Annotated in this window: 22 protein-coding genes; 10 read left to right on the top strand and 12 right to left on the bottom strand. The window is 67.7% G+C overall.

Annotated elements, in window-relative coordinates; translation table 11 throughout:
- Nucleotides 1-282 precede the first annotated feature (282 nt).
- The 6 genes from tyrS to NI2_RS32630 form a co-directional block, all read right to left on the bottom strand.
- Complete coding sequence (tyrS, locus tag NI2_RS32655; RefSeq protein WP_067499147.1) at nucleotides 283-1,569, bottom strand: tyrosine--tRNA ligase; 1,287 nt, start codon at nucleotides 1,567-1,569, stop codon at nucleotides 283-285.
- A gap of 51 nt (nucleotides 1,570-1,620) precedes the next feature.
- Nucleotides 1,621-2,466, bottom strand: a complete 846-nt coding sequence (locus NI2_RS32650; RefSeq protein WP_067499145.1) for an alpha/beta hydrolase — start codon at nucleotides 2,464-2,466, stop codon at nucleotides 1,621-1,623.
- Nucleotides 2,467-2,667: 201 nt separating this feature from the next.
- Nucleotides 2,668-3,093 carry a DoxX family protein gene (locus NI2_RS32645; RefSeq protein WP_067499142.1) on the bottom strand — a complete coding sequence of 142 codons (426 nt, stop codon included), beginning with the start codon at nucleotides 3,091-3,093 and terminating at the stop codon, nucleotides 2,668-2,670.
- A 108-nt stretch (nucleotides 3,094-3,201) separates the two neighbouring features.
- Nucleotides 3,202-3,825, bottom strand: coding sequence for a DNA-3-methyladenine glycosylase (locus NI2_RS32640; RefSeq protein ID WP_067499140.1), 624 nt, complete (start codon nucleotides 3,823-3,825; stop codon nucleotides 3,202-3,204).
- 37 nt (nucleotides 3,826-3,862) lie between these two features.
- The gene (sigJ, locus tag NI2_RS32635) at nucleotides 3,863-4,681 is read right to left on the bottom strand and encodes an RNA polymerase sigma factor SigJ (protein ID WP_133734294.1); all 819 of its coding nucleotides are present in this window, start codon (nucleotides 4,679-4,681) and stop codon (nucleotides 3,863-3,865) included.
- A 63-nt stretch (nucleotides 4,682-4,744) separates the two neighbouring features.
- Nucleotides 4,745-5,824, bottom strand: coding sequence for an NAD(P)/FAD-dependent oxidoreductase (locus NI2_RS32630; protein WP_243750152.1), 1,080 nt, complete (start codon nucleotides 5,822-5,824; stop codon nucleotides 4,745-4,747).
- A 252-nt stretch (nucleotides 5,825-6,076) separates the two neighbouring features.
- Here NI2_RS32630 and NI2_RS32625 point away from each other — a divergent pair, with 252 nt between their 5' ends.
- The 4 genes from NI2_RS32625 (at nucleotide 6,077) to NI2_RS32610 (ending at nucleotide 9,803) form a co-directional block, all read left to right on the top strand.
- Nucleotides 6,077-7,573 carry a multicopper oxidase family protein gene (locus NI2_RS32625; protein WP_067499137.1) on the top strand — a complete coding sequence of 499 codons (1,497 nt, stop codon included), beginning with the start codon at nucleotides 6,077-6,079 and terminating at the stop codon, nucleotides 7,571-7,573.
- 73 nt (nucleotides 7,574-7,646) lie between these two features.
- A complete protein-coding gene (locus NI2_RS32620) occupies nucleotides 7,647-8,378 on the top strand; it encodes an ABC transporter ATP-binding protein (RefSeq protein ID WP_067499135.1) in 732 nt (243 codons plus the stop codon).
- Nucleotides 8,375-9,130, top strand: a complete 756-nt coding sequence (locus tag NI2_RS32615; protein WP_067499133.1) for an ABC transporter permease — start codon at nucleotides 8,375-8,377, stop codon at nucleotides 9,128-9,130. The genes NI2_RS32620 and NI2_RS32615 overlap by 4 nt, the downstream gene beginning before the upstream one ends.
- Nucleotides 9,131-9,182: 52 nt before the next feature.
- The gene (locus NI2_RS32610) at nucleotides 9,183-9,803 is read left to right on the top strand and encodes a TetR/AcrR family transcriptional regulator (protein ID WP_067499131.1); all 621 of its coding nucleotides are present in this window, start codon (nucleotides 9,183-9,185) and stop codon (nucleotides 9,801-9,803) included.
- 6 nt (nucleotides 9,804-9,809) lie between these two features.
- Here the strand turns inward: NI2_RS32610 and NI2_RS32605 are convergent, their stop codons facing one another.
- Genes NI2_RS32605 through NI2_RS32595 form a run of 3 tightly spaced genes read right to left on the bottom strand, consistent with a single transcriptional unit; the run spans nucleotide 9,810 to nucleotide 12,716 of the window.
- Nucleotides 9,810-10,034, bottom strand: coding sequence for a Trm112 family protein (locus NI2_RS32605; RefSeq protein ID WP_067499129.1), 225 nt, complete (start codon nucleotides 10,032-10,034; stop codon nucleotides 9,810-9,812).
- A 10-nt stretch (nucleotides 10,035-10,044) separates the two neighbouring features.
- A complete protein-coding gene (locus NI2_RS32600; RefSeq protein WP_067499127.1) occupies nucleotides 10,045-10,488 on the bottom strand; it encodes a GtrA family protein in 444 nt (147 codons plus the stop codon).
- The gene (locus NI2_RS32595) at nucleotides 10,485-12,716 is read right to left on the bottom strand and encodes a hypothetical protein (RefSeq protein ID WP_067499157.1); all 2,232 of its coding nucleotides are present in this window, start codon (nucleotides 12,714-12,716) and stop codon (nucleotides 10,485-10,487) included. The genes NI2_RS32600 and NI2_RS32595 overlap by 4 nt, the downstream gene beginning before the upstream one ends.
- A gap of 214 nt (nucleotides 12,717-12,930) precedes the next feature.
- On the opposite strand from NI2_RS32595, the gene NI2_RS32590 reads away from it, so the two are divergent.
- Together NI2_RS32590 and rffA are read left to right on the top strand one after the other, a co-directional pair.
- A complete protein-coding gene (locus NI2_RS32590; protein ID WP_243750153.1) occupies nucleotides 12,931-13,971 on the top strand; it encodes a glycosyltransferase in 1,041 nt (346 codons plus the stop codon).
- Nucleotides 13,968-15,104, top strand: a complete 1,137-nt coding sequence (gene rffA, locus NI2_RS32585) for a dTDP-4-amino-4,6-dideoxygalactose transaminase (protein ID WP_067499122.1) — start codon at nucleotides 13,968-13,970, stop codon at nucleotides 15,102-15,104. The genes NI2_RS32590 and rffA overlap by 4 nt, the downstream gene beginning before the upstream one ends.
- A 56-nt stretch (nucleotides 15,105-15,160) precedes the next feature.
- Here the strand turns inward: rffA and NI2_RS32580 are convergent, their stop codons facing one another.
- Complete coding sequence (locus NI2_RS32580) at nucleotides 15,161-18,118, bottom strand: AMP-binding protein (RefSeq protein WP_067499155.1); 2,958 nt, start codon at nucleotides 18,116-18,118, stop codon at nucleotides 15,161-15,163.
- 496 nt (nucleotides 18,119-18,614) lie between these two features.
- Between NI2_RS32580 and NI2_RS32575 the strand changes: the two genes are divergently transcribed.
- The 4 genes from NI2_RS32575 (at nucleotide 18,615) to NI2_RS32560 (ending at nucleotide 22,861) form a co-directional block, all read left to right on the top strand.
- Entirely contained in the window at nucleotides 18,615-20,021 is a 1,407-nt protein-coding gene (locus NI2_RS32575; RefSeq protein WP_067499119.1) for a family 2B encapsulin nanocompartment shell protein, read from the top strand.
- Between the two features lie 11 nt (nucleotides 20,022-20,032).
- A complete protein-coding gene (locus NI2_RS32570; RefSeq protein WP_067499116.1) occupies nucleotides 20,033-21,379 on the top strand; it encodes a family 2 encapsulin nanocompartment cargo protein terpene cyclase in 1,347 nt (448 codons plus the stop codon).
- Nucleotides 21,376-22,251 carry a geranyl diphosphate 2-C-methyltransferase gene (locus NI2_RS32565; RefSeq protein ID WP_067499114.1) on the top strand — a complete coding sequence of 292 codons (876 nt, stop codon included), beginning with the start codon at nucleotides 21,376-21,378 and terminating at the stop codon, nucleotides 22,249-22,251. Before NI2_RS32570 ends, NI2_RS32565 begins: the two co-directional genes overlap by 4 nt.
- A 238-nt stretch (nucleotides 22,252-22,489) precedes the next feature.
- Entirely contained in the window at nucleotides 22,490-22,861 is a 372-nt protein-coding gene (locus NI2_RS32560; RefSeq protein ID WP_243750151.1) for a hypothetical protein, read from the top strand.
- A gap of 1 nt (nucleotide 22,862) precedes the next feature.
- On the opposite strand, the gene NI2_RS32555 is transcribed toward NI2_RS32560, so the two are convergent.
- Nucleotides 22,863-23,594 carry an aspartate/glutamate racemase family protein gene (locus NI2_RS32555; protein ID WP_067499111.1) on the bottom strand — a complete coding sequence of 244 codons (732 nt, stop codon included), beginning with the start codon at nucleotides 23,592-23,594 and terminating at the stop codon, nucleotides 22,863-22,865.
- Nucleotides 23,594-25,081 carry an NCS1 family nucleobase:cation symporter-1 gene (locus NI2_RS32550; RefSeq protein WP_067499151.1) on the bottom strand — a complete coding sequence of 496 codons (1,488 nt, stop codon included), beginning with the start codon at nucleotides 25,079-25,081 and terminating at the stop codon, nucleotides 23,594-23,596. The genes NI2_RS32555 and NI2_RS32550 overlap by 1 nt, the downstream gene beginning before the upstream one ends.
- Nucleotides 25,082-25,134: the final 53 nt, after the last annotated feature.

Below are 25,134 nucleotides of genomic sequence, written 5' to 3'. Positions count from 1 at the left end.
CCAGCAGATCACTGAATCTCTTCAGATCTTCCGTTGGGCAACTGTTCCAGCCTAACCACGCTCCCAGGCGATGTCAATCGTTACCCTGGTCACTTGATCTTGGCCTGTCAGGCGCTCTCCGGCTCTTGCGTCCGTGTCGCTCCGACTTCCAATAAGTTACGCGCCGGATAACGCAACGTCAAATCGCCTGGACACCACCGGATCCCCGCAGGTCAGCGCCTCGATGGACGCTGCGGAACCGGCCTGAATCACACGAATGTGATTCAGGCCTCCGCTCCTGGATCAGGCTATCCGACGGACACCCGCCATGTTCTTCTTTCCGCGACGCAGTACCAGCCACTGGCCGTGCAGGTAGTCGGTGTCCGACGGGGTCCAGTCGATGTCGCTGATGCGCTCGTTGTTCACCGAGGCACCGCCTTCGTTCACCGCGCGCCGTGCCGCTCCCCTGCTCTCGCACAGGCCCGAGGCCACGAGCAGGTCGACGATGGTGTCGGGCTCGCCGGGCGCGACCTCGGCGACCTTGCCGTCGATCGCGGTCTCGCGCAGGGCCGCGCCGAGCGTCGACTCGGGCAGTTCGCGCAGGTCACCACGACCGAACAGGGCCTGGCTCGCCAGTTCCACCGCCCGGGTCTCGGCTTCGCCGTGCACCAGGGTCGTCATTTCGGCGGCCAGCCGCTTCTGGGCCTCGCGTGCGAAGGGCCGTTCGGCGGTGGCCTGTTCCAGCTCGTCGAGTTCTTCGCGGCTCAGGAAGGTGAACCAGCGCAGGTACCGGACGACATCGGCGTCGGCGGTGTTCACGAAGTACTGGTACCAGGCGTAGGGGCTGGTGAGTTCCGGGTCGAGCCAGAGGCTGCCGCCGCCGGTGGACTTGCCGAACTTCTTGCCGTCGGCCGAGGTCACCAGGGGGACGGTGAGCGCGTGCACGTGCGCCCCGTCGACACGCCGGTTGAGTTCGACGCCGGCGATGATGTTGCCCCACTGATCCGAGCCACCGACCTGCAGTGTGCAGCCGTGTTCACGGCGCAGCTGCAGGTAGTCGTTGGCTTGCAGCAGCATGTAGCTGAACTCGGTGTAGGAGATGCCTTCGCCTTCGAGACGCCGTTTGACGGTGTCGCGGGCGAGCATGACGTTCACCGAGAAGTGCTTACCGATATCGCGCAGGAAGTCGACGGTGGTGAGCGGCCCGGTCCAGTCCATGTTGTTCACGATCACCGCGCCGGTCGGCGAATCGTCCAGGTCGACGAACCGCTCGAGCTGGCCGCGAATGCGCTGAGCCCATTCGGCGACCGTGTCCGTCGAGTTCATGGTGCGCTCACCCACGTCACGAGGGTCGCCGATGAGGCCGGTCGCGCCGCCGGCGAGCACGATCGGGCGGTGACCCGCGCGCTGGAAGCGCTTGAGCGCGAGCAGCGGGACGAGGTGGCCCGCGTGCAGGCTGGCGGCGGTGGGGTCGAAGCCGGCATACAGCGTCAACGGCTGCGCGGCCGCGGCTGCGCGCAACTCGTCGAGGTCGGTGGACTGCGCGATCAGGCCGCGCCAGGTCAGTTCGTCGAAGATGTCGCCGGTCACGAGGATCTATCTTTGCGCATCGCGTCGGCCGGGCGCACCCCGGTTATGGCCTCAGGTCCGGACGCGGGTGATCCAGGCGATCAGCTCGGCTTCGACCTCGTCGCGGTCGACTTCGTTGAGTACCTCGTGCCTGGCACCGGCGTAGACCCGATAGGTGAGGTCGGTCAGGCCCGCGTCGCGGTAGCGCTGGACCAGCAGATCGCTCAGTCGCAGTCCCGCGTTGAGCGGGTCCTGGTCGCCGACCATCACATAGATGGGCAGATCGGGACGCACGACCGGCTTCGCCAGCCGCTCGGTGGCGACGGTGGCCAGCTCGCCGAGGTTCGTCGGGTCGATGGCGAAGCCACACCAGGGATCGGCGATGTAGGCGTCGACCTGGGTTTCATCGCGGCTGATCCAGTCGGCGTCGGTGCGGGTCGGCTGGAATCGGGCGTTGAAGAAGGCGGTCAGGTCCCCGCCCGCCGCGGCCATCTCAGCGAACAGCCCGTCGACGGCGGTCGACCCGCAGAGCACGACGTCGTCGACGAGGTCGGCGTGATCGAGGATGTACTGCTGCACGGCGAAGGATCCGAGACTGTGCCCGAAGACGGTCACCGGCAGGCCGGGATGACGTTCGCGCAGGATCTCGGTGAGCGCCACCAGGTCGGCGACGAGCAGGTTCCAGCCGTCGGGGCCCAGCTCGCCCGGTACCTCGCCCATGCTGAGGCCATGGCCTCGGTGGTCGTCGGCGTAGACGGCGAAGCCGAGAGCGGACAACCGCTCGGCGAGATGGCCGTAGCGCTCGGAGTGTTCGCCCATGCCGTGCGCGATCTGCACGATGCCCTGCGGTTCGGTGTCCGATGGCAGCCAGCTGCGCACATGGATCTCGGTGCCGTCGGTGCTGGAAAAACTGAACACGGGCGCTCCTGGGATGCGATCTCGAACCGGTCCCTGATCGTCGCACCTGCGTGGCGCGCGCCACAGTGGCTTCGCAGACGAGATCCGCGCCGACACTTTGTCTCCCGCGACCGAACCCACCGTTCGGTCGCGGGACTGCCCCGAACACGCCGAGATCACCGGACTCGGTGTCCGGTGATCGTCAGCGTGCCGGGTTGTGGCTCATCGCGTCAGCGCGGTGATGGTGGCGCGGCGTTCGTAGGCGATCCAGGCGAAGATCGCGGCGAGCACCAGCGGGAAGATCGCCATTCCGGGCAGGTCGGCGATGAAGGCCTGGGTCGCGGCGGCGAGCACGGTGAGCACGGAGAGGCCGACGGCAGCGAGACCGCTGAGTCGCGGCACCATGAGGCCGATACCGCCCGCCACCTCGACCACGCCGATGAAGATCAGCAGGCCGAAGGGGATGGTGAAGTTCGCGGCGCCGTTCTCCATCAGAGTGTTCGGGATGACGAGCTTGGGGCCGCCGGAGGCGATGATGAAGAACAGGCCGAGCACGATCTGCAGGGTCCACAGGACGCGGTTGCGGATCTTGCCGGGGCGGTAGGTGGCGGCGGAGGTGGAGTTCGCGGAAAGCGTGGCGGTGGTCATCTTCTCGTCCTTCTGGTCGGTCGCGCTCGGTGGGTAGCGCGTTCAACTGATAGGACGGACCGTCGCCGCAGAACTCATCGCTGTCGGCGAAGAATTTCGAAATTCCTGCTAGATCGCGGGTTTGGTGGCACGCGGACTGCGCCGGTAGGTCGAGACGGCCGACGAGCCGGGCAACCAGAACCGCCAGGGCACCTCGGCGGCCAGGCTCACCCCCACGCGCGGACCCGAGGCGATCTCGTCGAGCGGCACCGGGGGCTTGAGCTCGAGCCGCACCTGCGAGAACCGGTCGAACAGCTCGGTTCCGTAGTCGGACGGGCTGATTCCCAGCGCACTGCCCACATTGCCCGGTCCCCGCGCGAGGTCGGCGTCGGTGCGTGCGGCGGGCCTGCGGTCACGGGCGATCTCGGCTCCCTCGACCACTTCCCCGGCCCGGACGAGCACCGCGCACGCGACACCGTCGAAGCCCGCGGTCACGTTGACGCACAGGTGAATTCCGTACGAGCGGTACACGTAGAGCCGCCCGGCGGGACCGAACATCACCGCGTTGCGCGCGGTCGGTCCCGGCCACGAGTGCGCCGCCGGATCCGGCCACGGCCCGGTCGCATCGCTCCCGTAGGCCTCGACTTCCACGATGCGCATCGCCACCGGCCCCGACCTCAACACCGATCCGAGTACCCGGCACGCCGCGGCGGCCGGATCGACAGCGAGTTCTTGAGCAGACACGACGTCCATTCTCACCCGCAACGATCGGCGCGGGCGCCACACCCCGTCAGCCGAGCAGGCCGCGCCCCTGGTTCAGGCCGGCGAGTTTGGTCGGGTTGACCTGGAAACGCAGGTTCTGGATCCGGCCGTCGACCAGGTCGAAGGTGAAGGCGGCACCTGGCGTGCCCGCGAAGGTGATCAGTGCGCCGAGTTCACCGTTGATGTCGGTGGCGGCGAGTTCGGCGCCGGTCGACGACGGTTTGGCGAGCACGCCGAGGATCCAGCGCGCGACATGATCGGGGCCGTGCAGGGGGCGGCGAGCGGCCGTGACGATGCCGCCGCCGTCGGACCAGCAGGTCACATCGGGAGCGAGCAGGTTCATCAAGGCGTTGAGGTCGCCACCGGAGCAGGCGGCCATGAACTGTTCGGTGACGCGGGCGCGAGCGGCCTTGTCGGCGTCGAAGCGGGGGCGTCGTGATTGGACGTGGCTCTTGGCCCGGTGCGCGATCTGGCGGATGCCCGCCTCGGAGCGGTCGAGTGTTTCGGCGATCTCGGCGTGGGAGTAGCCGAACACCTCGCGCAGCAGGAAGACCGCCCGTTCCACCGGGGTCAGCGTTTCCAGTACGACGAGCATGGCGGTGGAGACGGTGTCGGCCGATGCGGTGTCCTCGGCGATATCGGGTGTGGTGAGCACCGGCTCGGGCAGCCACGGGCCGACGTACTTCTCGCGGACGGCGCGGGCGCTGGTGAGCCGGTTGAGTGCGAGATTGGTGACGGTGCGGACCAGGTAGGCGCGGGGGTTGGCCACCGCCGACCGGTCGCTCTCGTGCCACTTCAGCCAGGCGTCCTGCAGGACGTCCTCGGCGTCGGTGACGGTACCGAGCATGCGGTAGGCGGTGGCGAACAGCAGCTGCGATGGTCGACGAAGGGGTCGTGCTCCTGCATGTGCTCAACCATGACGGACGAGATCGCGGGTCGCCGCGCCGCCCTTGGACAGCTGCACATCGACGGGCATCCGCTTGGTCACCTTGATCGCCGGTACGGGGGTGCTGCTGACCATTTCCTTGTAGGTGCGGGCGGCCCAGCCGGTGAGGTAGAACCGGCCGGGGGTGTCGTCGGCGCGGGTGAACTGGATGACGGCAGCGCGGCGTCCGAGGCTGACGGGCTGGTGGATGTAGCCGAACCGGAAGGGACGCACCGTCTTTCCGCGCAGCTCGGCGGCGATCGCATCGGCGGCGTAGGTGGCCGAGGGCAGGCCGCTCTGGCAGGTGCCGTGGATCCGGCCCCACGGTTGACGGATCGCGGCGGCGTCACCGATGGCGCGGATCGTGGGGTGCGAAACCGACTTCAACGTGGGCCCCACGACGATCAGCCCGCGTTCGTCGGTCTCGATCCCCGACTCGGCGGCCAGGGGTGACACGCGCACGCCGCTGGTCCACAGGGTCAGATCGGTGGCTATCCGTCGGCCGTCGGCGAGGACGACGGAATCGGCGGTCACCTCGGTCACCCGCTGACCGATCTCCCGCACGATGCCGAGCCGGTCGAGCACGGTGTTCAGGTAGGCGCGGGCCTTGGTGCCCATCATGGCGCCGAGTTCGCCGGAGCTGACGAGGGTGACGCGCACCTCCGGGTGGCTTTCGGCGATCTCGGTGGCTGCCTCGATGCCGGTCAGGCCACCGCCGCACACGGTGACGGTGCGGCAGGCGGCCACCCGGCGTGCGAAGTCGTGCGCACGCCGGGGATCGTTCAGTGTCCAGGCGTGGTCAGCGACGCCGGGGACCACGGAGGTGTCGGTGCTGCTGCCGAGGGCGTAGATCAAGTCGTCGTAGGTGATGTCGCCGAATCCGTCGACGTACACGCGGCGGGCGTTCGGATCGATGGCGGTGGCGAACCCCTGGACGAAGCGGATGCCGGTGCCGTCGAGGATCGTCGGGATGTCGTGGTGTGCCAGCTCCTGACCGGCCGCGATCTGGTGCATCCGGAGCCGTTCGGTGAACCGGGCCGATGGGTTGACCAGGGTGATGTGCACGTTGGTCTTCCTGGTGCGGCGGGCCAGGCGGACGGCCGCGAGCAAGCCGGTGTAGCCCGGCGCCGAGGACGACGATGCGGTGCGTGGTGGTGGTCATGTCCTGCTCCTTCTCGGTGAGGTTGTGCATGGGACAAGACAGGACGGTCGACCGTGACAACCCGTTGGAGTGACCCGCATCACAGCGGAAAGTCAGGGTCCGAATGGGTGACGCTCCCGATGTGACGGCGGGTCGGGCAGACCTAGCGTCGTGGGATGCGAACTCTCCGTCGGCTCGTCCTCGGCATCTGCGCACTCGCGATCGCTTTCGTCACAGTGATCGCGAGCGTGGTGACGTGGACGTGGTCGTCGGCCGACGTATCGACGGTCGGCACAACAGAGTTCACGCGACCGCTGAACATTCCGCCCCTGGCCGACAGCACCATCGATGCCGACGGGACCAGGGTCTTCTCCCTGGACATGCGCACGGGGACAACCGAATTCGAGACCGGTCGAGCCACCGAGACATGGGGATTCAACGGCAGCTATCTCGGGCCGACATTGCGGGCGAACCGGGGCGAGAAGGTCCGGGTGCGGGTGCGCAACGAGTTGCCCGAGGCGTCGACCGTGCACTGGCACGGAATGCACCTGCCCGCCGAGATGGACGGCGGGCCGCATCAGATGGTCGAACCGGGCGACATCTGGACGCCGGAATGGACAGTGGCACAACCCGCTTCGACACTCTGGTACCACCCACATCCGCACGGTGAAACCGAAGACCACGTGCGGCGCGGACTCGCGGGCATGTTCCTCGTCGACGACGGACCCTCACCCGCCCTGCCGAGCACCTACGGCGTCGACGACCTGCCGGTGATGGTGCAGGACGTGCGGTTGCGCGACAACCGGCTCGACGGCGCGCACAAGATCTTCCGCAATTCCGGCTTCCTCGGCGACCGGACGATGGTCAACGGCACCCTTGACCCATATCGCGAGGTGGGCGACGAGCTCGTCCGATTGCGACTGCTCAACGCCTCGACCGCGCGGGTCTACACCTTCGCCTTCGACGACACTCGCCCGTTCGCACTGGTCGGCACCGACGGTGGACTACTCGAACGGCCGGTGACTCTCGATCGGGTGCGGCTGTCGCCCGGCGAACGCGCCGAGATCGTGGTTCGGATGCGGCCGGGTGAGCGCACCGTGTTGCGCAGTGGTCGGTTGGATGTGGGCATGGACTTCTGGGGAAACCGATTCTCCGGTGGTGACGACAGTTTCGACGTGCTCGAGTTGCGGGCGGCCGAGACCCTGAGGCCCTCGAAGGACATCCCGGAACACCTTGCCGCGCAAACTCTTCCGAACCCCGACGACTCGGTGACCGAGCGGCGGTTCGAGCTCGCCGGTATGGCGATCAACGGGAACGCGATGGCCATGGACCGGATCGACACCGTCGTCACCCGGGGCGCCACCGAGACGTGGGTGGTGGCCAATGTCGACGGTCAGCCCCACAACTTCCACGTTCACGATGTGCAATTCCGGATCAGCGAGTACAACGGCGGCCCGCCACCGCCCGAACTGACCGGTGCCAAGGACACCGTGTTCCTGCCGCCGAACACGACGGCGCGGCTGGTGCTGCGTTTCGACGGACCCGCCGATCCGGACACGCCGTACATGTACCACTGCCACCTGCTGTGGCACGAGGACCAGGGAATGATGGGCCAGTTCGTGGTCGTGGAGCCCGGTCAGGCCGCCGCGACACTCCCGGGCCACGAGCACTGACCCTTGCCGTGCCGTCGGTGCGGAGTTAAATTCATCAGGTAGTGAATTCAACACTTGATGAATTGAGGCGACCATGTCGCGCACCGCATCATCACCCGCCGTGGAAGTGGTAGGACTGACCGTCCGCCGAGGGAAACGCACCGTGCTCCACGGACTGGATCTCCAGATCGAGCCGGGAACCATCACCGGGCTGCTCGGGCCGTCCGGATGTGGCAAGACCACCCTGATGCGCAGCATCGTCGGCACCCAGCTGGTGGAATCGGGCACGGTCACCGTGCTGGGCGAAGCCGCGGGTAGCGGCGGCTTGCGGCACCGGGTCGGGTATGTCACCCAGGCGCCGAGCATCTACGCCGATATCAGCGTCCGCGACAATGTCGCCTACTACGCGGCGCTCTACGGGCGCGACCGCGACGACACCGAGTCCGCCCTCGCCGCAGTCGGTTTGACCGATCACGCCGACCAGCTGGGCGACCAGCTCTCCGGTGGGCAGAAGACCCGCGCCTCGCTGGCGTGCGCACTGGTCGGCGGGCCCGAGCTGCTGGTTCTCGACGAACCGACCGTCGGCCTCGATCCGGTGCTGCGGGTGGAACTGTGGCAGCGATTCCGCGAATTGGCCTCGGCGGGAACGACGCTGCTCGTCTCGAGTCATGTGATGGACGAGGCCGAACACTGCGACCGGCTGCTGCTGATGCGCGACGGCGAGCTCGTCGCCCAGCTCAGCCCCGCCGAACTGCGGGAACGCACCGGCGAACAGAATCTCGAAACGGCGTTCCTCACCCTGATCACGAAGGGAACGCGGGCATGAGCACTCCCTACACCGCGACCACCGGGCGGATCCTGCGGCAGCTGCGCAACGATCACCGCACCGTCGCCATGATTCTCGTCGTCCCAGCTCTGCTGATGACGCTGCTGTACTTCATCTATCAGGACACACCACAGGCGCCACACGCTCCGCTGACTTTGTTCGACCGGGTGGGCATCACCATGCTCGGCATCCTTCCGTTCATCGTGATGTTCCTGATCACCGCCATCGCCATGCAGCGCGAACGCACCTCCGGCACCTTGGAACGGCTGCTCACCACTCCCCTGCGCAAACTGGATCTGCTCGCCGGATACGGCACCGCGTTTTCGCTGGCAGCCGCCGCGCAAGCCGCCGCGGCCTGTGTTGTGGCATTCTGGCTGCTCGATCTCGAAGCAGCCGGTAGTCCGGGGTGGGTAATGCTGATCGCCGTGGTCGACGCCGTGTGCGGGGTGGCGCTCGGCCTGCTCGCCAGCGCTTTCGCCCGGACGGAATTTCAGGCGGTGCAGTTCATGCCGGTGATCGTCGCGCCGCAGATCTTCCTGTGCGGCTTGCTCGTTCCGCGCGACCGGCTGCCCGGCTGGCTCGAGGCGATCAGCGATGTGCTGCCGTTGAGTTACGCCGTCGACGCGCTCCAAGAGGTGTCGGCCAATGCCGAACCCACCGCGACGATGTGGCGCGATATCGCCGTCGTTGCCGGGTTCGCGGTTGTGGCACTGTGTCTTGGCGCGGCGACGCTGCGCAGACGCACGCCGTAGCGGAGCACGGCGCGGAGCGGGTCCGCGCGTCGGTCGGTGGAGGAGTCCTGGGATGAGCGCGAAGAGATCGCCTGGCACACGGTCGGGGCGACGGCCGGGCAATGTCGACACCCGGGCGGCGATCCTCGACGCCGCCCGCGCGCGCTTCGCCGAGGCCGGGTTCGACAAGACCTCGATCCGCGCGGTGGCCGCCGCCGCGCAGGTCGACCCCGCCCTCGTGCACCACTATTTCGGCACCAAGCAGCAGCTGTTCGCGGCCGTCGTCGAATTCCCGGTCGACCCGGAAGCCACTCTCGCCATTGTGGATTCGGCGCCGCTGCACGAACTCGGTGCGGCGATCGTGCGCGCGGTGGTAGGGATATGGGACTCACCCGCCGGGCCAGGCATCGTCGCCATGGTGCGCAGCATGCTCACCGGCGACGCCGACATGACCCGCACATTCCTGCTGAAGGTGGTGCTGGAACGGGTGCGGTCCCGGATCGCGCGACCGGACGACGACGGTCACGCCCGGGTGTCACTGGCGGCGGCTCAGATGATGGGTGTCTTGATCGCGCGCAAAGTGATCTGTGTGGAGCCGCTTGCCTCGATGCCGCTCGACGCGGTCGTCGAGGCGGTCGGGCCGAGTATGCAGCGGTACCTGACGGGTCGGATCGATGCCGCTCAGCCGTACTGAACCGGCTCAGGATTCGGCGAGGAAGAATTCGTGTTCGGCGTCGGTGACGTCGCGGGCCTCGTCGATCAGCAGCACCGGGATACCGTTGTCGACCGGGTAGGCGCGACGCAGGCGGGGGTTGTAGAGCACGCTGGCACCGGCTTCGGTGCGCACCAGCTGCAGCGGGCCCTTGTCCTGGGGGCAGGCCAGCAGGCCGAGCAGAGTTGCGTCGATGGTGGATTCGTGCGCCATGGCGCCTAACCTACCGCGCCCGCCGGAACGAGATGTAGCGGTGTCCGAAGAAGCTGAGTACCGCGACCAGACCCATCACCACCACCGACGCGGGTTCGGCGGGAAACCCGAACGCCTTCACCGCGAGTTCCACGAGCACGACGTTCAGCACGAGCCCACCCGCGTTCACGCCGCAGAAGGCGACGAAGTCACGCAGGAGTCTGCCGCTGACCCGGAATACCAGGGTCCGGTGCAGGACGAACGCCACCACCGTGCTCACCGCGTACGCGGCGACGACGGACAGGCCGGGGCGGTCGTCGCCGAGCACCTGCAACCAGCACACGACGAGCACCATGCCGAGCAGCGTGTTGAACCCGCCGACGATCGCGAACGCCAATTCCTGACGCTTGACGATCCGCAGCAGTGGGCCGGGCGTGGCGAGCACGCCGTCGGCGGGGACCGCCTCGGTGGTCATCGCAGCGCGTCCGCGAGTTCGGCGTCGCCGTCGGGGATGGTTTCCGCGGCGGGCGCTTCCTGTTCGGGCTTGCGGCCGCGCACGTACAGCCACTGGAAGAACGCGAGCCCGAGCAGGCCGAGGCCGATCGCGGCGCCACCGATCTTCCAGCCCGGCGGACGCCAGGTCAGTTCGAGTTCGGCATCGGTGGTTCCGGCGGGGATGTCGACGGCGACGAAGCTCTTGGCGACCACCTTGAACGGGATGTCCTTGCCGTCGAGGCTCACCCGGTAGCCCGGCCAGCCCAGCCGCGCGAACACCACCCGTCCACCGTTTTCCGCGCTCACCCGCACCTTGCTGGTGGTGTCGCTCTCGGAGGTGGAGACCGCGGTCGCGTTCTCGACGGCCGAGATGCGGCCGTTGCGGGTGGAGATCAGCCCGTCCTCGCGTTCGAGCACCGCGATGTACTTCTCGTGGCCGGGGTAGTCGACCCACTTCCAGCCCGTCGGGGCCGGTTGGGTGGCGGCGTCAGGGTAGAGGGCGCGGTGCAGGACGACCCGGTCGACGTTCATCAGGTCGACCACGGTCTTGCCGGTCGACGGCTCGACGGCGAACGCGCGCCGGTAGGCGTCGGGGCAGACGCTGGTGTCCCAGCGCATGCAGAGCATGTCGCCGAACCAGTAGTGCCCGTTCGGGGTGTAGCCGCTGACGTAGGTGCGTTCGATGTCCTTGGCGTAGTTGCCGAACACCAGCGAACCGTAGGCGCCGTCGAGGGTGCGCTCTCCCGGCGGGATCAGGGCACGGTCACCGAGTTGCAAGGTCGTGCCCGCGAATTCGGGGAACGCGGCGCGGGCGGCGGCCCGGTCGCTCGGCAGGTTCCAGCTCATGGGTGTCGGCTGGGCGCGTTCGACCTGGATGTAGGCGATGGGGAACACCGCGATGATCGCGAGGGCGACCGCGGCGTTCGTGCTCTTCTGCACCGCCAGCCACACCACGGCCGCACCGAGCGCCGCGAGCGCGAGCGCGGCGATCACGTGGGCGATCCAGTTGTGCGGGTCGGCCGAGAACGACCGCACCCACAGCAGTCCGATCAGCACAGCCGCCGCGATGCCTCGCGCCCGCCAGTCCTTGAAGGTCGCGAACCGGCCGAGCAGCACACAGACCAGCAGCAGCAGACCGAGCGCGACCATCGGCAGCACCCGGGCCGGCCAGCGCAGCGGGCCGATGGTGCCGGGACCCGCTGTCCACATCAGTGCGGCGATCGCGAACACCGCGATGCCGGTGAGCTCACGCCACGCACCGCGCGCCCGGTTCCAGTCCACGAATGCCAGTGCCGGAACGAGGAACCAGGCGATGTAGACCACCGGCATCGGCTGCACGTAACCCCACCACGAGGTGAACGCGGGCAGCGTGGAGGGCAGGCTCGCGTTCAGCGATTCCGACCACGGCACGGTGAGGAACTGATCGTTGTTGATCTGGGCGGTGCCGCGCCAGGTGACCTTCGCCGACAGCATGCTCGGCAGGTAGGTGGCCAGCCCGGCCAGGGCGGCGAGGCCGGAGACGAACAGCAGCCGCAGCGTCGGTCGCCAGGTCCGCTGGTAGACGAGTTCGCCGACGGCGACCGCGCCGATCATCAGTCCGGCCTCGACCGCCGGGAAGATGTACTGCACCGAAATCGCCAGGTACAGATACACGAAAACGGGGATCGGGCCACCGTTACCCCGCGCGTAGCGCACACCGGACGCCCACGCGTGCACCATCCACGCGGTGCCGGTGAACGCCGTCATCCAGCTGGCCTCGTCGAAGAACAGCAGCCAGCCCGTGAACGGGATCGACACACCGGCCAGCGCCGCCCACTGCACGCGCGAGCCGTAGACCAGGCAGATCCGGTAGACACCGAGCCCCAGGATGATCGCGAAGATCAGCTTCACCACGGTCGCGTAGAGCACGAGGTTGTCCACCGAGGGCGCGATCAGATCGATCAGCAGCTGCGGCGGATTCAGCAGGCCCGCTTCCTCGATCGCGTAATTGCCCGCCATCCAGTGCTCGGGAACCATCACCGGCAGGTCGCCGTCGCGCAGCCGGTTGCCGAGCATCACCCACAGCGGCACGTACTGCGATTCGGTGTCGTCGGTGTAGAAGTGCCGGACGTTGGCGAGTAGCACCGCGCCATAGCCCGCGATCACGCCGAGGGCGGTGATCAAGCCCCAGATGTAGACGGAACGTCGGGACGGGTTTCTACTTTCCACCACGAGCACCAGACCCTACAGGCATCCCCGCGTGACAGCGCCTCGCACAGCCCGATCCGGCACCGCCGACCCGTCACCGTGCGGTGTTAGAGTGCCCACACCCCTCGCCTGCCAAGACACCGAAAGTCGACCCATGCCGCTTCCCACCGCACATTCGTCCCGGTCCGGCGCTGTGCCACGCGCGGGCGCCGCCGAGCGCAACGGTTCGCATCCGGTGCATTCGGTGTCGGTGGTCGTCCCCGTCTACCGGGGTGAGGACACGATCGCCGCGCTGGTCGCCGAACTGGACGGGCTCACCGGGCCGAGCACGACCCCGTCGGGTGCGCGGTTCGCGGTGGAGGAGATCATCCTCGTCCACGACAACGGGCCCGATCGCTCCGATGTGGTGCTGCAGGAACTGGAAGGCTCCTACCCGCAGGTGCGCGCGGTGTGGTTGAGCCGCAACTTCGGTCAAGACGCGGCGACCATCGCGGGCATGGCGGCCGCGCGCGGCGACTGGATCGTCACGATGGACGAGGACGGCCAGCACGACCCGGCCTTCATCGCCGACTTCCTCGACGCGGCACTGGCCTCGCGCGCGGATCTCGTCTACTCCAAGCCGTCCAACACCCGCCCGCACGGCTTCCTGCGCAACCTCACCTCGCGCGGCGCGAAGATAGTGCTGGCCACGGTGTTCGCCTTTCCCGATTCCACCCGGTTCGAGAGCTTTCGCCTGATCCGGGGCGATATCGGTCGTCAGCTCGCCGAGGTCGCGGCCAACGGCGTGTACCTGGATGTGGCGCTCACCTGGGTGGTCGGCAATACGGTCTCGGTGCCGGTGGTGTTGCGCGCCGAGGGCCGCGACGAGTCCGGCTACAACTACCGTCGCCTGTTCTCGCTGTTCTGGAAGATGGTGTTGTGCAGCGGAACTCGCGGCCTGCGGCTGGTGAGCATGCTCGGTGTGAGCCTGGCACTCGCCGGTGTCGCGATGGCCGCGTTCATCGTGGTGCAGGCGCTCACCCAGGACAATCACGACCCCGAGGGCTGGGCATCGATCATCGTCGTGCTGCTGCTGTGCTCGGGCGCCACCCTCTTCTCGCTCGGCCTGATCGCGGAGTATCTCGGTGTGGCCCTGCACATCCTGGTCGGTAAGCCGCTGTACCTGACCGTGCAGACCCCGACACCGCGCCCGGATACGATGCACGCGCCGGTCTCCAACCATCGAGTCGACGTCGCGGTGCCGGCAGCCGTGACGGACAAGGACCTCCGCGAGTGAACGACCGGATCATCTTCAGCAGGCCGTTCCGTGCCGCCGCCGAGCGTGCCAACCTGTCGGCCGTCCTCGATTCCGATCACAGCCACGGCGACGGCCAGTTCACCAAGTCGGCGACGGCCAAGATCAAGGCCATCACCGGCGCCGAACACGCGCTGCTCACCACCTCCTGCACGCACGCGCTGGAACTCGGTGCGCTGCTGCTCGAACTCGGCCCCGACGACGAAGTGATCGTGCCGAGTTTCGCGTTCACCTCGGCCGCCACCGCGATGGCGCTGCGCGGGTCGACCTGTGTGTTCGTCGACATCGACGACGCGACCGGCAATATCGACCCCGCCGCGGCCGCCGAGGCGATCACCGACCGAACCAAGGCGATCGTGGTGATGCACTACGGCGGTGTCGCCGCCGACATGGAACCGCTGCTGGCGCTGGCCGCGCAGCACGGTGTGGCGATCATCGAGGACAACGCGCACGGCCTCGGCGGAACCTGGCGCGGCAGGCAACTCGGCACCATCGGCACGGTGGGCACCCAGAGTTTCCACGACACCAAGAACGTCCATTGCGGTGAGGGTGGCGCGCTGCTGCTGTCGGACGAGATCCTGATGGGTCGCGCCGAGATCATGCGTGAGAAGGGCACCGACCGGGCCCGTTTCCTGCGCGGGCAGGTCGACAAGTACTCGTGGCAGGACATCGGTTCCAGCTACCTGCCCAGCGAACTCAACGCCGCGGTCCTGGACGCGCAACTGGCCGAGTTCGACACCATCCAGGCCGCCCGCCACCGGGTGTGGGACACCTACGCGGCCGCGCTGCCCGACTGGGCCGCCGCCAACGACGTGCGCCCGATGACGGTGCCCGCCGACCGTGGCCACACCGCGCACCTGTTCTACCTGCGGATGCCCACCGAGGACAGCCGCGACGGGATCATCGCGCACCTCGCCGAGCGCGGGATCGTCGCCCCGTTCCACTACATTCCGCTCGATTCGAGCCCGGCGGGGCTCAAGTACGGGCGCACACCGGTGCCGTGCACGCGGTCGGCGGAGTTCTCGGCCACCATCGTGCGGTTGCCGTTGTGGCCGATGCTCAGCGAGGCGCAGCTCGGTCGCGTCATCGATGCCGTGTCGGAGTACCGCGTCTAGGTTTCGGAGATGACGAAGGCCGCCCGGTTCGCCGGGCGGCCTTCGTCGTCGATGTGTCAGTCGCCGCCGAACAGTGCCGCCGCGCCAGCGTCGGTGAGCACCTCGTAGGTGTCGGTCTCCCGGTTGTAGATCCAGGTGCCCGGCCCGGCCTTCGGGTATCCGGCCGCCTGGACCGCCGACGCCGAGGGCCGGAAGCTCGCGCTGCGCGGGATCTCCTCGACCACGTAGACCAGGTCGGGCCGCTGACTGCGATCGAGCGCACGCATCGCCTCGGTGACATCGCCCGGTTCGATCCGGAACCCGTCGCGCACGCTCAGCGCGGCCGCGGCAAGGGTTCCCGACGGGGTCGGCAGGGCGAAGGCCACCTCGAGGTCGACCGGGGTGATGTCGTTGAGCACGTCGACGATCGGCTGGGTGAACACCGGACCACGAGCGGTGCGGATCACCGTGTCGCGGCGGTCGACGAGCCAGTAGTCGCCGTCGCCGTCGCGGCGGAACAGATTCTCCGTCGGCCACCAGGCGTCGCCCGCGCGGAACACCCCGCGCAGTCCGCCGTCGGAGATGTCGCCGCCGTCGACGGCCTTGCCGAGCAGCAGGCCGGGCTCGTTGTCGGCGCAGCGCCGGGCGAAGCCGTCGTCGCCGACGAGGATCTGCTCGCTGACCGGGTCGTAGGCCACCAGTTCCACCGTCGCGGTGCCGGGAACCGGCCTGCCCTTGGCACCGATCTTGGCGCCGGTGACATTGGCGAGCACCACGTCACCGTCGATGGAGGCGTAGAACTCGAGCACCCGCGCCGGCGGGAATTGCTCGATGGTCCTGCGCCACAGCCCCTTGGGCATACCGGAGCCGATGAACAACCGGATCGGATGGTTGTACCCGGCCGGGAAGACCTGCGCGTCGAGCAGATCGCGCAGCATGGTCCAGGTGTAGGTGACGACGGTGACGCCGTAGCGGTGCACCTCCTCGGCGAACCGGCCCGGGTCCATGTCCACCGGCCTGGCCAGCGCGATCCGGCTGCCGCCCGCGATGGCGCCACCGAGACTCACCAGCAGACCGGACGAATGATGCAGTGGCGCAAGGCAGTACACGGTGTCGCGGCGGTCGAGGTCCGCGGCGCTCGCGGTGCCGAAGGCGGACAGGGCCCAGCGGTGGTTGGTGATGTACTTCGCCTCGAGCCGGTCGCCGGTGCCGAGCACCAGCACGAAGGCCAGTTCGCGGGCGAGGCCGGGGTTGGGCCGATACCACGCGGGCACGCGAACCGTGTCGGGGTCGATCTGTTCGAGGTCGATCACCCGGTCGCTCGTCGGCACCGCGAGCCGGCGCTGATCTCCGCCGCCGAGCACGAGCACCCGGGCGTTCGTCCCGGCGGCGGCACGCAGGTTCTCCGGGTCGGTGACGAGGGTCTTCACGCCGGTGAGTTCGATGGCTCGATCGAGTTCGGCGCCGGGGGCGAGCAGCACGGCGACGGCTCCGAGGCGCGAGAGCGCGGCCACCGAGGCCAGCGCGCTCGGACGGGTCTCCATCACGATGCCCACCCGCATGGCGGGCCGGATACCGACCGAGATCAGGCCGCGCACCACATTGTCGACCCGCTGCTCGACGGCGGCATTGGTGTGCACGCGGTCGTCGAACAGGACCAGGTCCTTCTGGGGCGCGCGCCTGGCGTGTTCGCTGAGCAGTTTGCCGAGGGAGATGCGGGTGTGCGGCTGGATCATGCCCAGGCGGGTCAGACGCGGCAGTGCGCGCGCTGCCTCGCCCGCCATCTCGATGGAGCCGCGAATCGTGCTGCCCGCGACCCCTTCCAGCGCCTTGCCGACCCCGGCGCCCGCCTCGGCGAGGCTGGCGGCGGTGTGCACCATGCGGGTGGCCGCCGTGCGCGGTGCGTTGCCCGGCACGTGTTCCTGCATCGGGACGATGGTCTCGGGCAGCGGGCCGTGACCGTCCATCCAGGCGATCCAGTCGCGCACCATCGGCCAGGTGTGGTTGGTGGCCGTCGAACCGGCGACCAGACCGAAATGCCCCGCGACGAGGCTGGCTTCGTACACCTCGGCGTGCGGCGCGGCACGCACGATGCCGCGCACGGCGGCAGGCTGGCCGATGTCGTCGACCTCGCCGACGAAGGCGAGGATGGGGCACTTCAGTTCGGCGAGCGAGACAGGATGATCGCGAATCACAAAGCCGCCGAGCATCATTCGGTTGTGCGCGACGAACTGCTTGAGCAGATCGGCGACGGCGGGGCCCGCGTATCCGACCCAGCCTTCGCTGTTGAGGAAGCGGCGCTGACGCTCCTTGGGCAGCAGCGCCTCCCGGTCGTGCAACTGCAACAGGAAATCGATGCGCGACTTCGCGGTCTTCACCGGGTCGAGCATCTGGAAGCCGAAGCGCACCATCGATTCGGTGATCGGCAGCCGGTGCATCACGTGGTCGGCCAGGAAGTCGGCCACCTCGGACACCAGGCCGTAGGGCAGCCCGAACGGCATGCCGGCCACGATGTCGACGGGGCTGCCGAAGGTGACGATGGAGGCGACGCCCTTGCCGTAGCGGTAGGCGGTGGTCTGGTAGGCGAACATGCCGCCCTGGGAGTAGCCCATCAGGTGCACCTGCGCACCGGTGGCCTCGCACACGGTGTCGATGGCGGAGTTCACGGCAAGCACGTGATCGGCCAGGTCGCGTTCCCAGCCGCCCTCCTCGGTGGCGGGGGAACCGAAATCGATGACCCAGCAGTCGATTCCGCCCGCGTTCAGAATCCCGACGGCACCGCCCGCCGCGTTCACGTCCCAGATGTCGGCGTTCACCATGAGCGGCGGAACCAGCAGCGCCACCGGACGACCGGGTGTCGTGTCGTCGGGGAAGTAGTGCCGCAGGCGGTACATGCGCCTGCGTTCGACGACCTCGAACGGCGAGGACTCGACGTCGTGCGCCAGTCCGCCGAAGCGGATCACCTCCAGCCCGTTCTGCGCGGTAGCCAGCAATCGCTGCACCGACCCGACCACACCTTTTGGACTGATATTCACCGTTCCCACCTGACCCTACTGACTGTGATGCACCTCACACACCCCGATGTGCTCATATGAGCTAACCACACCGGACCTCCATTATGTGTCGGCTGTGACAGGCCGCATGTTGCGGCGTTTCATGTCACACCACGCCGATCGGGGGCCCCTTCGTCACCGGCGCGGCCGCAGCCCGAAACGAGCGTGTTGCGGAGCCGGAAGTCCAGGTGTCGGGTCGGCCGTTCACGGACACCGCCGTGTCCGCAATCGCCTATCGCACAAGGGATCTCCCGGTCAGGACCCGATTTTTCGCGATCGTGCGCGAGCACGGCTTCCAGCACCTAACATCGTTGTCGTCCGGAACGCTCTGCCGCACACCACTTTTCGTGCAACACGTTTCACACGCCGGGTTCGCCCGCGCAGGACCATTCGCATTCGCTTCACCAACGTCCCAACCTGTCGTCGCACGACGACAGGTCGATCGGCCGTACCCGAATCCACTCGAGGTGAGGATGCTATGACCATCGAAATGCCGCTGCCCACAGACAATTCCGTACGCAAGAGCCTGTCGACCACCGCAGCACAGAAGCTCACCCACACCACCAAATCCGAGCCGCAGATGCAAGGCATCAGTTCGCGCTGGCTCTCGCGCGCACTGCCGTGGGTGCAGGTGGCGGGCGGTATCTACCGGGTCAACCGAAGGCTTACCCATACCGTCGGCAACGGGGAGGTCGAATTCGTCGTCGACGGCGCCCGGGCCAGGGTGATCCCGCAGGAATTGCGCGAACTGCCGCCGCTGCGCGACATCGACGACGACGACCTGTTGCGTCCCCTCGCGGACAGTTTCGTGCAATACGATCTCGACCCCGGAACCGTGCTCGCGGAATTCGGGAATCCGATGGATCAGGTCATTCTCGTCGTCCATGGGAAATTGGCCAGGATCGGTTCGGGTGAATACGGGGAGGCCACCAAACTCGGTCTCCTGTACGGCGGTGACTATTACGGCGAGGAGATGCTCACCGACCCGTCGGCGATCTGGCCGGACACCGTGAAGACGGTCACCAAGACCACCGTCCTCTGCCTGCCGAGGCAGGAATTCGAGCAGTTCCTCGAGTCGACCCCCGGCCTGGCGCGGATCCGGGCGGATACGTCGACCGCGTCGACCCGGAACCAGAACTCCAAGGGCGAGGCCGATATCGAGATCGCCTCGGGGCATTCCGGGGAACCGTTGCTCGAGGGCACCTTCGTCGATTACGACGCCAGTCCGCGCGAGTACGAACTGAGCCTGGCCCAGAGTGTGCTGCGGATCCACACCAGGGTCGCCGACCTGTTCAACGACCCGATGAACCAGGTCGACCAGCAGCTGCGACTCACCGTCGAGGCGCTCTACGAGCGTCGCGAACACGATCTGGTGAACAATCCCGACTTCGGCCTGCTGCACAATTGCGATCTCAAACAGCGCATCACCACCGAATCCGGCGCACCGTCCCCCGACGACATGGACGAATTGCTCAGCATGCGCCGTGGAACGAAATTCTTCCTCGCCCACCCGAAGGCGATCGCCGCGTTCGGTCGTGAATGTTCGCGCCGCGGCCTGTACCCCGACCCGGTGGAATTCCAGGGCCACCGGGTGCCCGGCTGGCGCGGTGTGCCGATTCTGCCGTGCGGCAAGATCCCGATCAGCGAAACCCAGACCACCTCGATCATGGCGATGCGTATCGGCGAGAAGGACCAGGGCGTGGTCGGCCTGCACCAGACCGGCATTCCCGACGAGTACGAGCCGAGCCTGAACGTGCGGTTCAAGCAGATCGACGATCAGTCGATCATGTCGTACCTGGTGAGCTGCTACTACTCGGCGGCGGTGCTGGTGCCCGACGCGCTCGGTGTGCTCGACGACGTCCTCGTCGCGCGCCGGGCCGACTGAACGGTCAAGCCATGTCCCTGCTCAGCAGAGCCGCCGCTCCCGCGGCGGTCGGCGACCTCGCCGCGACTGTCGTCGCCCTGTTACACGGCGCGTCAGCCCCGGCCGACGTGTTCGCGGGTGCGTCACCGGTCGCCCGACCCTTCGCGCTCCACTCGAATCGCGGCGCGGAGCTCATCGGCCGTGTGCCCCGGCTCGCGGCACCCACCTCGGCGGCGCGGAGCGGCATGTCCGATCTGGTGAGCCCGCCCGCCGCGCACCGGCTGCGCGGTCCGACCGGGCTCGGCACGTCGGGCCTGCAGGTGTCCCTGCACGCGAACCGCACCACCGAGCAGCCCGAAAGCGTTGGAAGACAAGACATCCCGGCGCTCTACTGCCCGCCGCCGGAACGTGACGACCCCGCCCTGGCCGAAGCCGTCAATGTCGGACTGCTCGCGTGGGCCGCCGAGATCGGCCTGTACGAGGGCCGCCTCGACGAACTCGGCAAGGCCGATTTCGGCAGGCTCATCATGCTGGCCCACCCCGACTGCGACGACCCCGATCTGCTGCTCGCCGCGGCCCGCTGCGCCGTCGCCGAATGGTCGGTCGACGACTACTACTGCGAGGAGGACGCCCCTGGCGACACCGCACCCGACGGCACCCCGTCCAGCGCCGCCGCCGAACTCGGGCCACGGCTCGAACTCGCCGCCGCCGCCATGGACCCGGCGCACCTGCCCATGCGCTACGCGCCACGGCTCGAACAGGCCATGCAGGCCGACCCGATCCTCCGCGCGTTCCGCACCTCGTTCGCGCACCTGGCGGGGTACGCGAGCGACGCCCAGCTGGCCAGACTCCGGACCGAGATCGCGGGCTGGTTCATCGCGCTCGGCGCCGAGGCCGGCTGGCGGGCGGCGGGGCGGATGCCGCCGGTGTGGGAGTACCTGACCAACCGGCAACCGCACAGTTTTCTGCCGTGCATGGCGCCGATCGACGCGGTCGGCCGCTACGAACTCGGCGCACCCGAGTACACCGACCCGGCCGTCCGGCGGGTCGTCACGACCGCGGCCCTGGCCGCACAGATGGTCAACGATCTGTATTCGATGGCGCGCGAAGACCTTTCGGGCGGGCGGGAGTTCAACCTGCCGACCGTCCTCGCCGCCGAGGAGGGGTGCAGCCGGGCCGATGCCGTGCTGCGCACCGCCGAGATCCACGACGAACTCATGCACCGCTTCGAACGCGAGGCCGCACCCTTGGCCGCCGCGGGTTCACCGCAATTGCGCCGATTCCTGACGGGCCTGTGGGCCTGGATGGGCGGCAACCGCGCCTGGCACGCCGACAGCCGCCGGTACCACGACACCGCACCACGAGAGGACGACCGATGACCATCGCGAATGCCCACACCGACAGCTCCGTCCTGCGCACCACCTACCAGCGTTCGGTCGCTGCCTACTGGAACAACAATCCCAACGACGACCGGGTCAACACGAAGCTCGGCGAGGTGGACGGCCTCTACCACCACCACTACGGCATCGGTGAACCCGACTGGTCGGTGATCGAGGGCCCGGAGGACACCCGGCAGGAGCGCATCGTGCGCGAACTGCACCGCCTAGAGACCGCCCAGGCCGATCTCCTCCTCGACAACCTCGGCGCCATCACCCCCGCCGACCGCCTCCTCGACGGCGGTTCGGGTCGCGGCGGAACCAGCTTCATGGCCGCCGAGCGCTTCGGCTGTTCGGTCGACGGGGTGAGCATCTCCGAGTACCAGGTCGGTTTCGCCAACGACCAGGCCGTCGAACGCGGTGTCTCCGATCGGGTGCGCTTCCACTTCCGCAATATGCTCGACACCGGTTTCGACGACGATTCGGTCCGGGCCGTGTGGACCAATGAGACCACCATGTACGTCGATCTGTTCCCGCTGTTCGCGGAGTTCTCCCGCGTGCTGGAACCGGGCGGGCGCTATGTGTGCATCACCGGCTGCTCCAACGATGTCATCGGCGGCCGGTCCGCATCGGTGAGCTGGATCGATGCCCACTACGGCTGCATGATCCACCCGCGCAGCGAGTACTTCCGTGCGCTGTCGGAGAACGGTCTGGTGCCGACCACGGTCATCGATCTGACACCGGACACGATTCCGTACTGGGACCTGCGGACGCATTCCGAGCTCGCGACCGGGGTGGAACAGCCGTTCCTCACGGCATACCGGGAGGGGAGCTTCCAGTATCTGCTGATCGTGGCGGACAAGGTCGCCTGCTGACCTCCGACCGACCCGCTCTCGGTGTGCCCGGTAGTCGCCATCGACCACCGGGCACACCCGTTCCCCTCCTTGCCGTCTTTTCCCGGCCATGCCGGGTGAGCTGTAATCCTAACGCAACTCCTGATAGATGCGTATATCTACATTTAACTATGCCTACAACTTCCTTGGCTAACTCACAGGCTCGCCACAGTCGCAAGCCAGGCCGCGGGAGCACCCTCGACAGGGAACGTTTCCGCAGATGGTGAGTGAGGTAGCGATGGTCGAGCTCGAGGTCGACAACGACACGGTGACGGTCCATGTACTCGGTGGGCATCGGCTGCTCGCGCTGCGCCAGCAGGTCGTGATCGACCGCGCCGCCATCACCGAGATCACCACCGCCGAGGTGGATCTGCGCCCGCCGTGGGTCCGCGCGCCGGGCACCTTCATCCCCGGCGTGATCGCCGCAGGCGTCTATCGGGGCAAGGGACGGAAAGAGTTCTGGGACACCACGTTCGGTGGAAACGCGGTCCGCATCGACCTGAACGGACCCGACTTCACCCGCCTGGTCGTCGACGTCGACAACCTCGACGCGGTACTCGACGCCCTGACCGGGGAGCTGGCCGACGCCTGACCTATTCCGACCCGAACGATTCCAGCAGCCCGGTATAGGGCTTGGCCGGCGGTGTCGCGAACTCGCCCCTCCCCGATTTGCACAGCCCGAGGGTGAGCAGAGATTGCACGGTCGACGTGGCGGCCGCGACACCGTCGATCACCGGCACGCCTATCTCCGCTCGGATGTGCGCGCACAGATCCGCCATTCCGGCACAGCCGAGAACGACCGCGTCGGAACCGTCGGCCAGGACCGCCGCCCGGCACGCTTCGGTGACGACCTTACGTGCGTCCGGGTCGGTGTCCAGCGCGAGCACGGGCAATTCGCACGCGTGCACTCCGTAGCAGAAACGTCGCAGGCCATAGTGTTCCGCCAGGTCCATCGCGCGGCCTGTGGTGCGCTGGAGGGTGGTCACGACGCTGAAGCCCCGCCCCAGGTGACTCGCTGTTCGCATCGCCGCCTCCGCGATCCCGATCACCGGTCCGGTCGCCAGTTCGCGTGCGGCGTCCAGGCCCGGATCACCGAAGCAGGCGATGACGTAGCCGTCGACACCGTCGGCCTCGCCTTCCCGGATGGCGGCCAGCAGTCCGGGAACGCTCATCGCCTCGTCGTAGTGGCTTTCGATCGAGACCGGTCCGGTCGCGGAGGTGACCGCGTCGAGCACGGTGCCCGCGCCGACGACGGCCCGGGCGCACCGCTCGATCGTGTCGGTCATCGCCCGGGTGGTGTTCGGATTGACGACCCGGATTCGCATCAGGCGAGAACCTCCGGCCGGGTCCTGCGCCTGGCTGCGGTGAGCAGGTAGTAGGTGGCGAAACCGAGGCCGCAGCCGATGAACCAGCTGTACTGAGCCGCGGTGTGCATGCCGGGCAAACCGTTGGCCAGCACCGGGAACACCGCGACGCCCGCGCCGACCGCCGTGGCGACGATCGCGGCAGGGTGGTAGCCCTTGCGGTAGTAGTAACTGCCCTGTTCCGACATGGTGAAGAGGTCGTCGACGATCACATTCTGCTTGCGCACCAGGTAGTAATCGCAGATCAGCACGCCGAACAGCGGCCCGATGAAGGCGCCGAGCACCTCGAGCGTGTAGTGGATCACCTCGGGATTGTTGTAGAGGTTCCACGGCGTGATCAGGATCGAACCGACCGCGGCGATCATCCCGCCCGCGCGCCAGCTGATCCGTTGCGGGCTCACATTGGAGAAGTCGAACGCGGGCGAGATGAAGTTGGCGACGATATTGATACCGATGGTGGCGATGGTGAAGGTGAGCGCGCCGAGCACGATCGCGAACGTGGAGTCGATGCGGGCGACGGTCGCGACCGGATCGGTGATGAGCTCGCCGTAGAAGGGCACCGTCAGCGAGGCGGTGATCACGACGAGCAGGGAGAACAGCAGGAAGTTCACGGGCAGGCCGAGCAGGTTGCCGGTCTTCACGGCCGGAAAGCTCTTGCCGTAGCGGGAGAAATCGCCGAAGTTGAGCATCGGACCCGAGAAGTAGGACACCACGAGGGCGATCGCGCCGAGCATCACCGGCACCGACGCCCAGCCGGTGTAGGTCACCTCCCCCAGGTTCAGGTCGATGGCGCTCCAGCCGGCGCGCGAGATCAGGTAGCCGCAGAGCACGAACATCACGACATACACGGCGGGACCACAGAAGTCGATGAACTTGCGGATGGATTCCATCCCCCGCCAGAACACGCACGCCTGCACCACCCACAGCAGCAGATAGCTGCCCCAGCCCAGCGCCGACAAACCGAGGAAACCGTAGTCGGCGGTGACGGCGTACGGCGCCAGACCCGGAAACAGTTTCACCAGAACGACATCCAGCGCGGCGGAGGCAAGGAAGGTTTGGATTCCGTACCAGGCCACCGCGATCAGACCGCGGATGATGGCGGGGATATTGGCGCCGAGCACCCCGAACGCGCTGCGACAGATCACCGGATACGGCACACCGGTCACCTGGCTCGGTTTGGCGACCAGATTGCAGAAGAAGTAGACGATGACGATGCCGATCAGTAGGGCGACGAGAACCTGCCAACTCGCCAGACCGAGCGCGAAAAGGCTTCCCGCGGTGACGTATCCGCCAACGCTGTGCACGTCCGACATCCAGAACGCGAAGATGTTGTAGGTGCCCCATGTCTGCTTGCGCAGCGGTGCGAGATCCTCGTTGGTCAATCGGGGATCGTAGGCGGGCGGATCGGTAGCGGGCGCACCGGTGGCGACGGTGATGGTATCGGTCATGGTCGTTCCCATCCGAAGGGTTCAGCTGCTGCGATGACCGTAGGTTTCAGCAG

Source organism: Nocardia ignorata NBRC 108230, assembly GCF_001612905.1.
Classification (GTDB): domain Bacteria; phylum Actinomycetota; class Actinomycetes; order Mycobacteriales; family Mycobacteriaceae; genus Nocardia; species Nocardia ignorata.
The sequence above is the reverse complement of the archived record's forward strand: the minus strand, read 5'-3'. Positions and strand labels throughout refer to the sequence as shown.

Excerpts from the sequence above, each read along its gene's own strand:
- NI2_RS32620 (WP_067499135.1), top strand. The coding sequence starts at position 7,647 with ATGTCGCGCACCGCATCATCACCCGCCGTGGAAGTGGTAGGACTGACC.
- sigJ (WP_133734294.1), bottom strand. The coding sequence starts at position 4,681 with ATGCTCGGTACCGTCACCGACGCCGAGGACGTCCTGCAGGACGCCTGG.
- NI2_RS32550 (WP_067499151.1), bottom strand. The coding sequence starts at position 25,081 with ATGACCGATACCATCACCGTCGCCACCGGTGCGCCCGCTACCGATCCG.
- NI2_RS32600 (WP_067499127.1), bottom strand. The coding sequence starts at position 10,488 with ATGACCACCGAGGCGGTCCCCGCCGACGGCGTGCTCGCCACGCCCGGC.
- NI2_RS32640 (WP_067499140.1), bottom strand. The coding sequence starts at position 3,825 with ATGGACGTCGTGTCTGCTCAAGAACTCGCTGTCGATCCGGCCGCCGCG.
- NI2_RS32570 (WP_067499116.1), top strand. The coding sequence starts at position 20,033 with ATGTCCCTGCTCAGCAGAGCCGCCGCTCCCGCGGCGGTCGGCGACCTC.
- NI2_RS32555 (WP_067499111.1), bottom strand. The coding sequence starts at position 23,594 with ATGCGAATCCGGGTCGTCAATCCGAACACCACCCGGGCGATGACCGAC.
- NI2_RS32605 (WP_067499129.1), bottom strand. The coding sequence starts at position 10,034 with ATGGCGCACGAATCCACCATCGACGCAACTCTGCTCGGCCTGCTGGCC.
- NI2_RS32645 (WP_067499142.1), bottom strand. The coding sequence starts at position 3,093 with ATGACCACCGCCACGCTTTCCGCGAACTCCACCTCCGCCGCCACCTAC.
- NI2_RS32610 (WP_067499131.1), top strand. The coding sequence starts at position 9,183 with ATGAGCGCGAAGAGATCGCCTGGCACACGGTCGGGGCGACGGCCGGGC.
- NI2_RS32615 (WP_067499133.1), top strand. The coding sequence starts at position 8,375 with ATGAGCACTCCCTACACCGCGACCACCGGGCGGATCCTGCGGCAGCTG.
- NI2_RS32560 (WP_243750151.1), top strand. The coding sequence starts at position 22,490 with ATGGTGAGTGAGGTAGCGATGGTCGAGCTCGAGGTCGACAACGACACG.
- NI2_RS32575 (WP_067499119.1), top strand. The coding sequence starts at position 18,615 with ATGACCATCGAAATGCCGCTGCCCACAGACAATTCCGTACGCAAGAGC.
- NI2_RS32565 (WP_067499114.1), top strand. The coding sequence starts at position 21,376 with ATGACCATCGCGAATGCCCACACCGACAGCTCCGTCCTGCGCACCACC.
- NI2_RS32625 (WP_067499137.1), top strand. The coding sequence starts at position 6,077 with ATGCGAACTCTCCGTCGGCTCGTCCTCGGCATCTGCGCACTCGCGATC.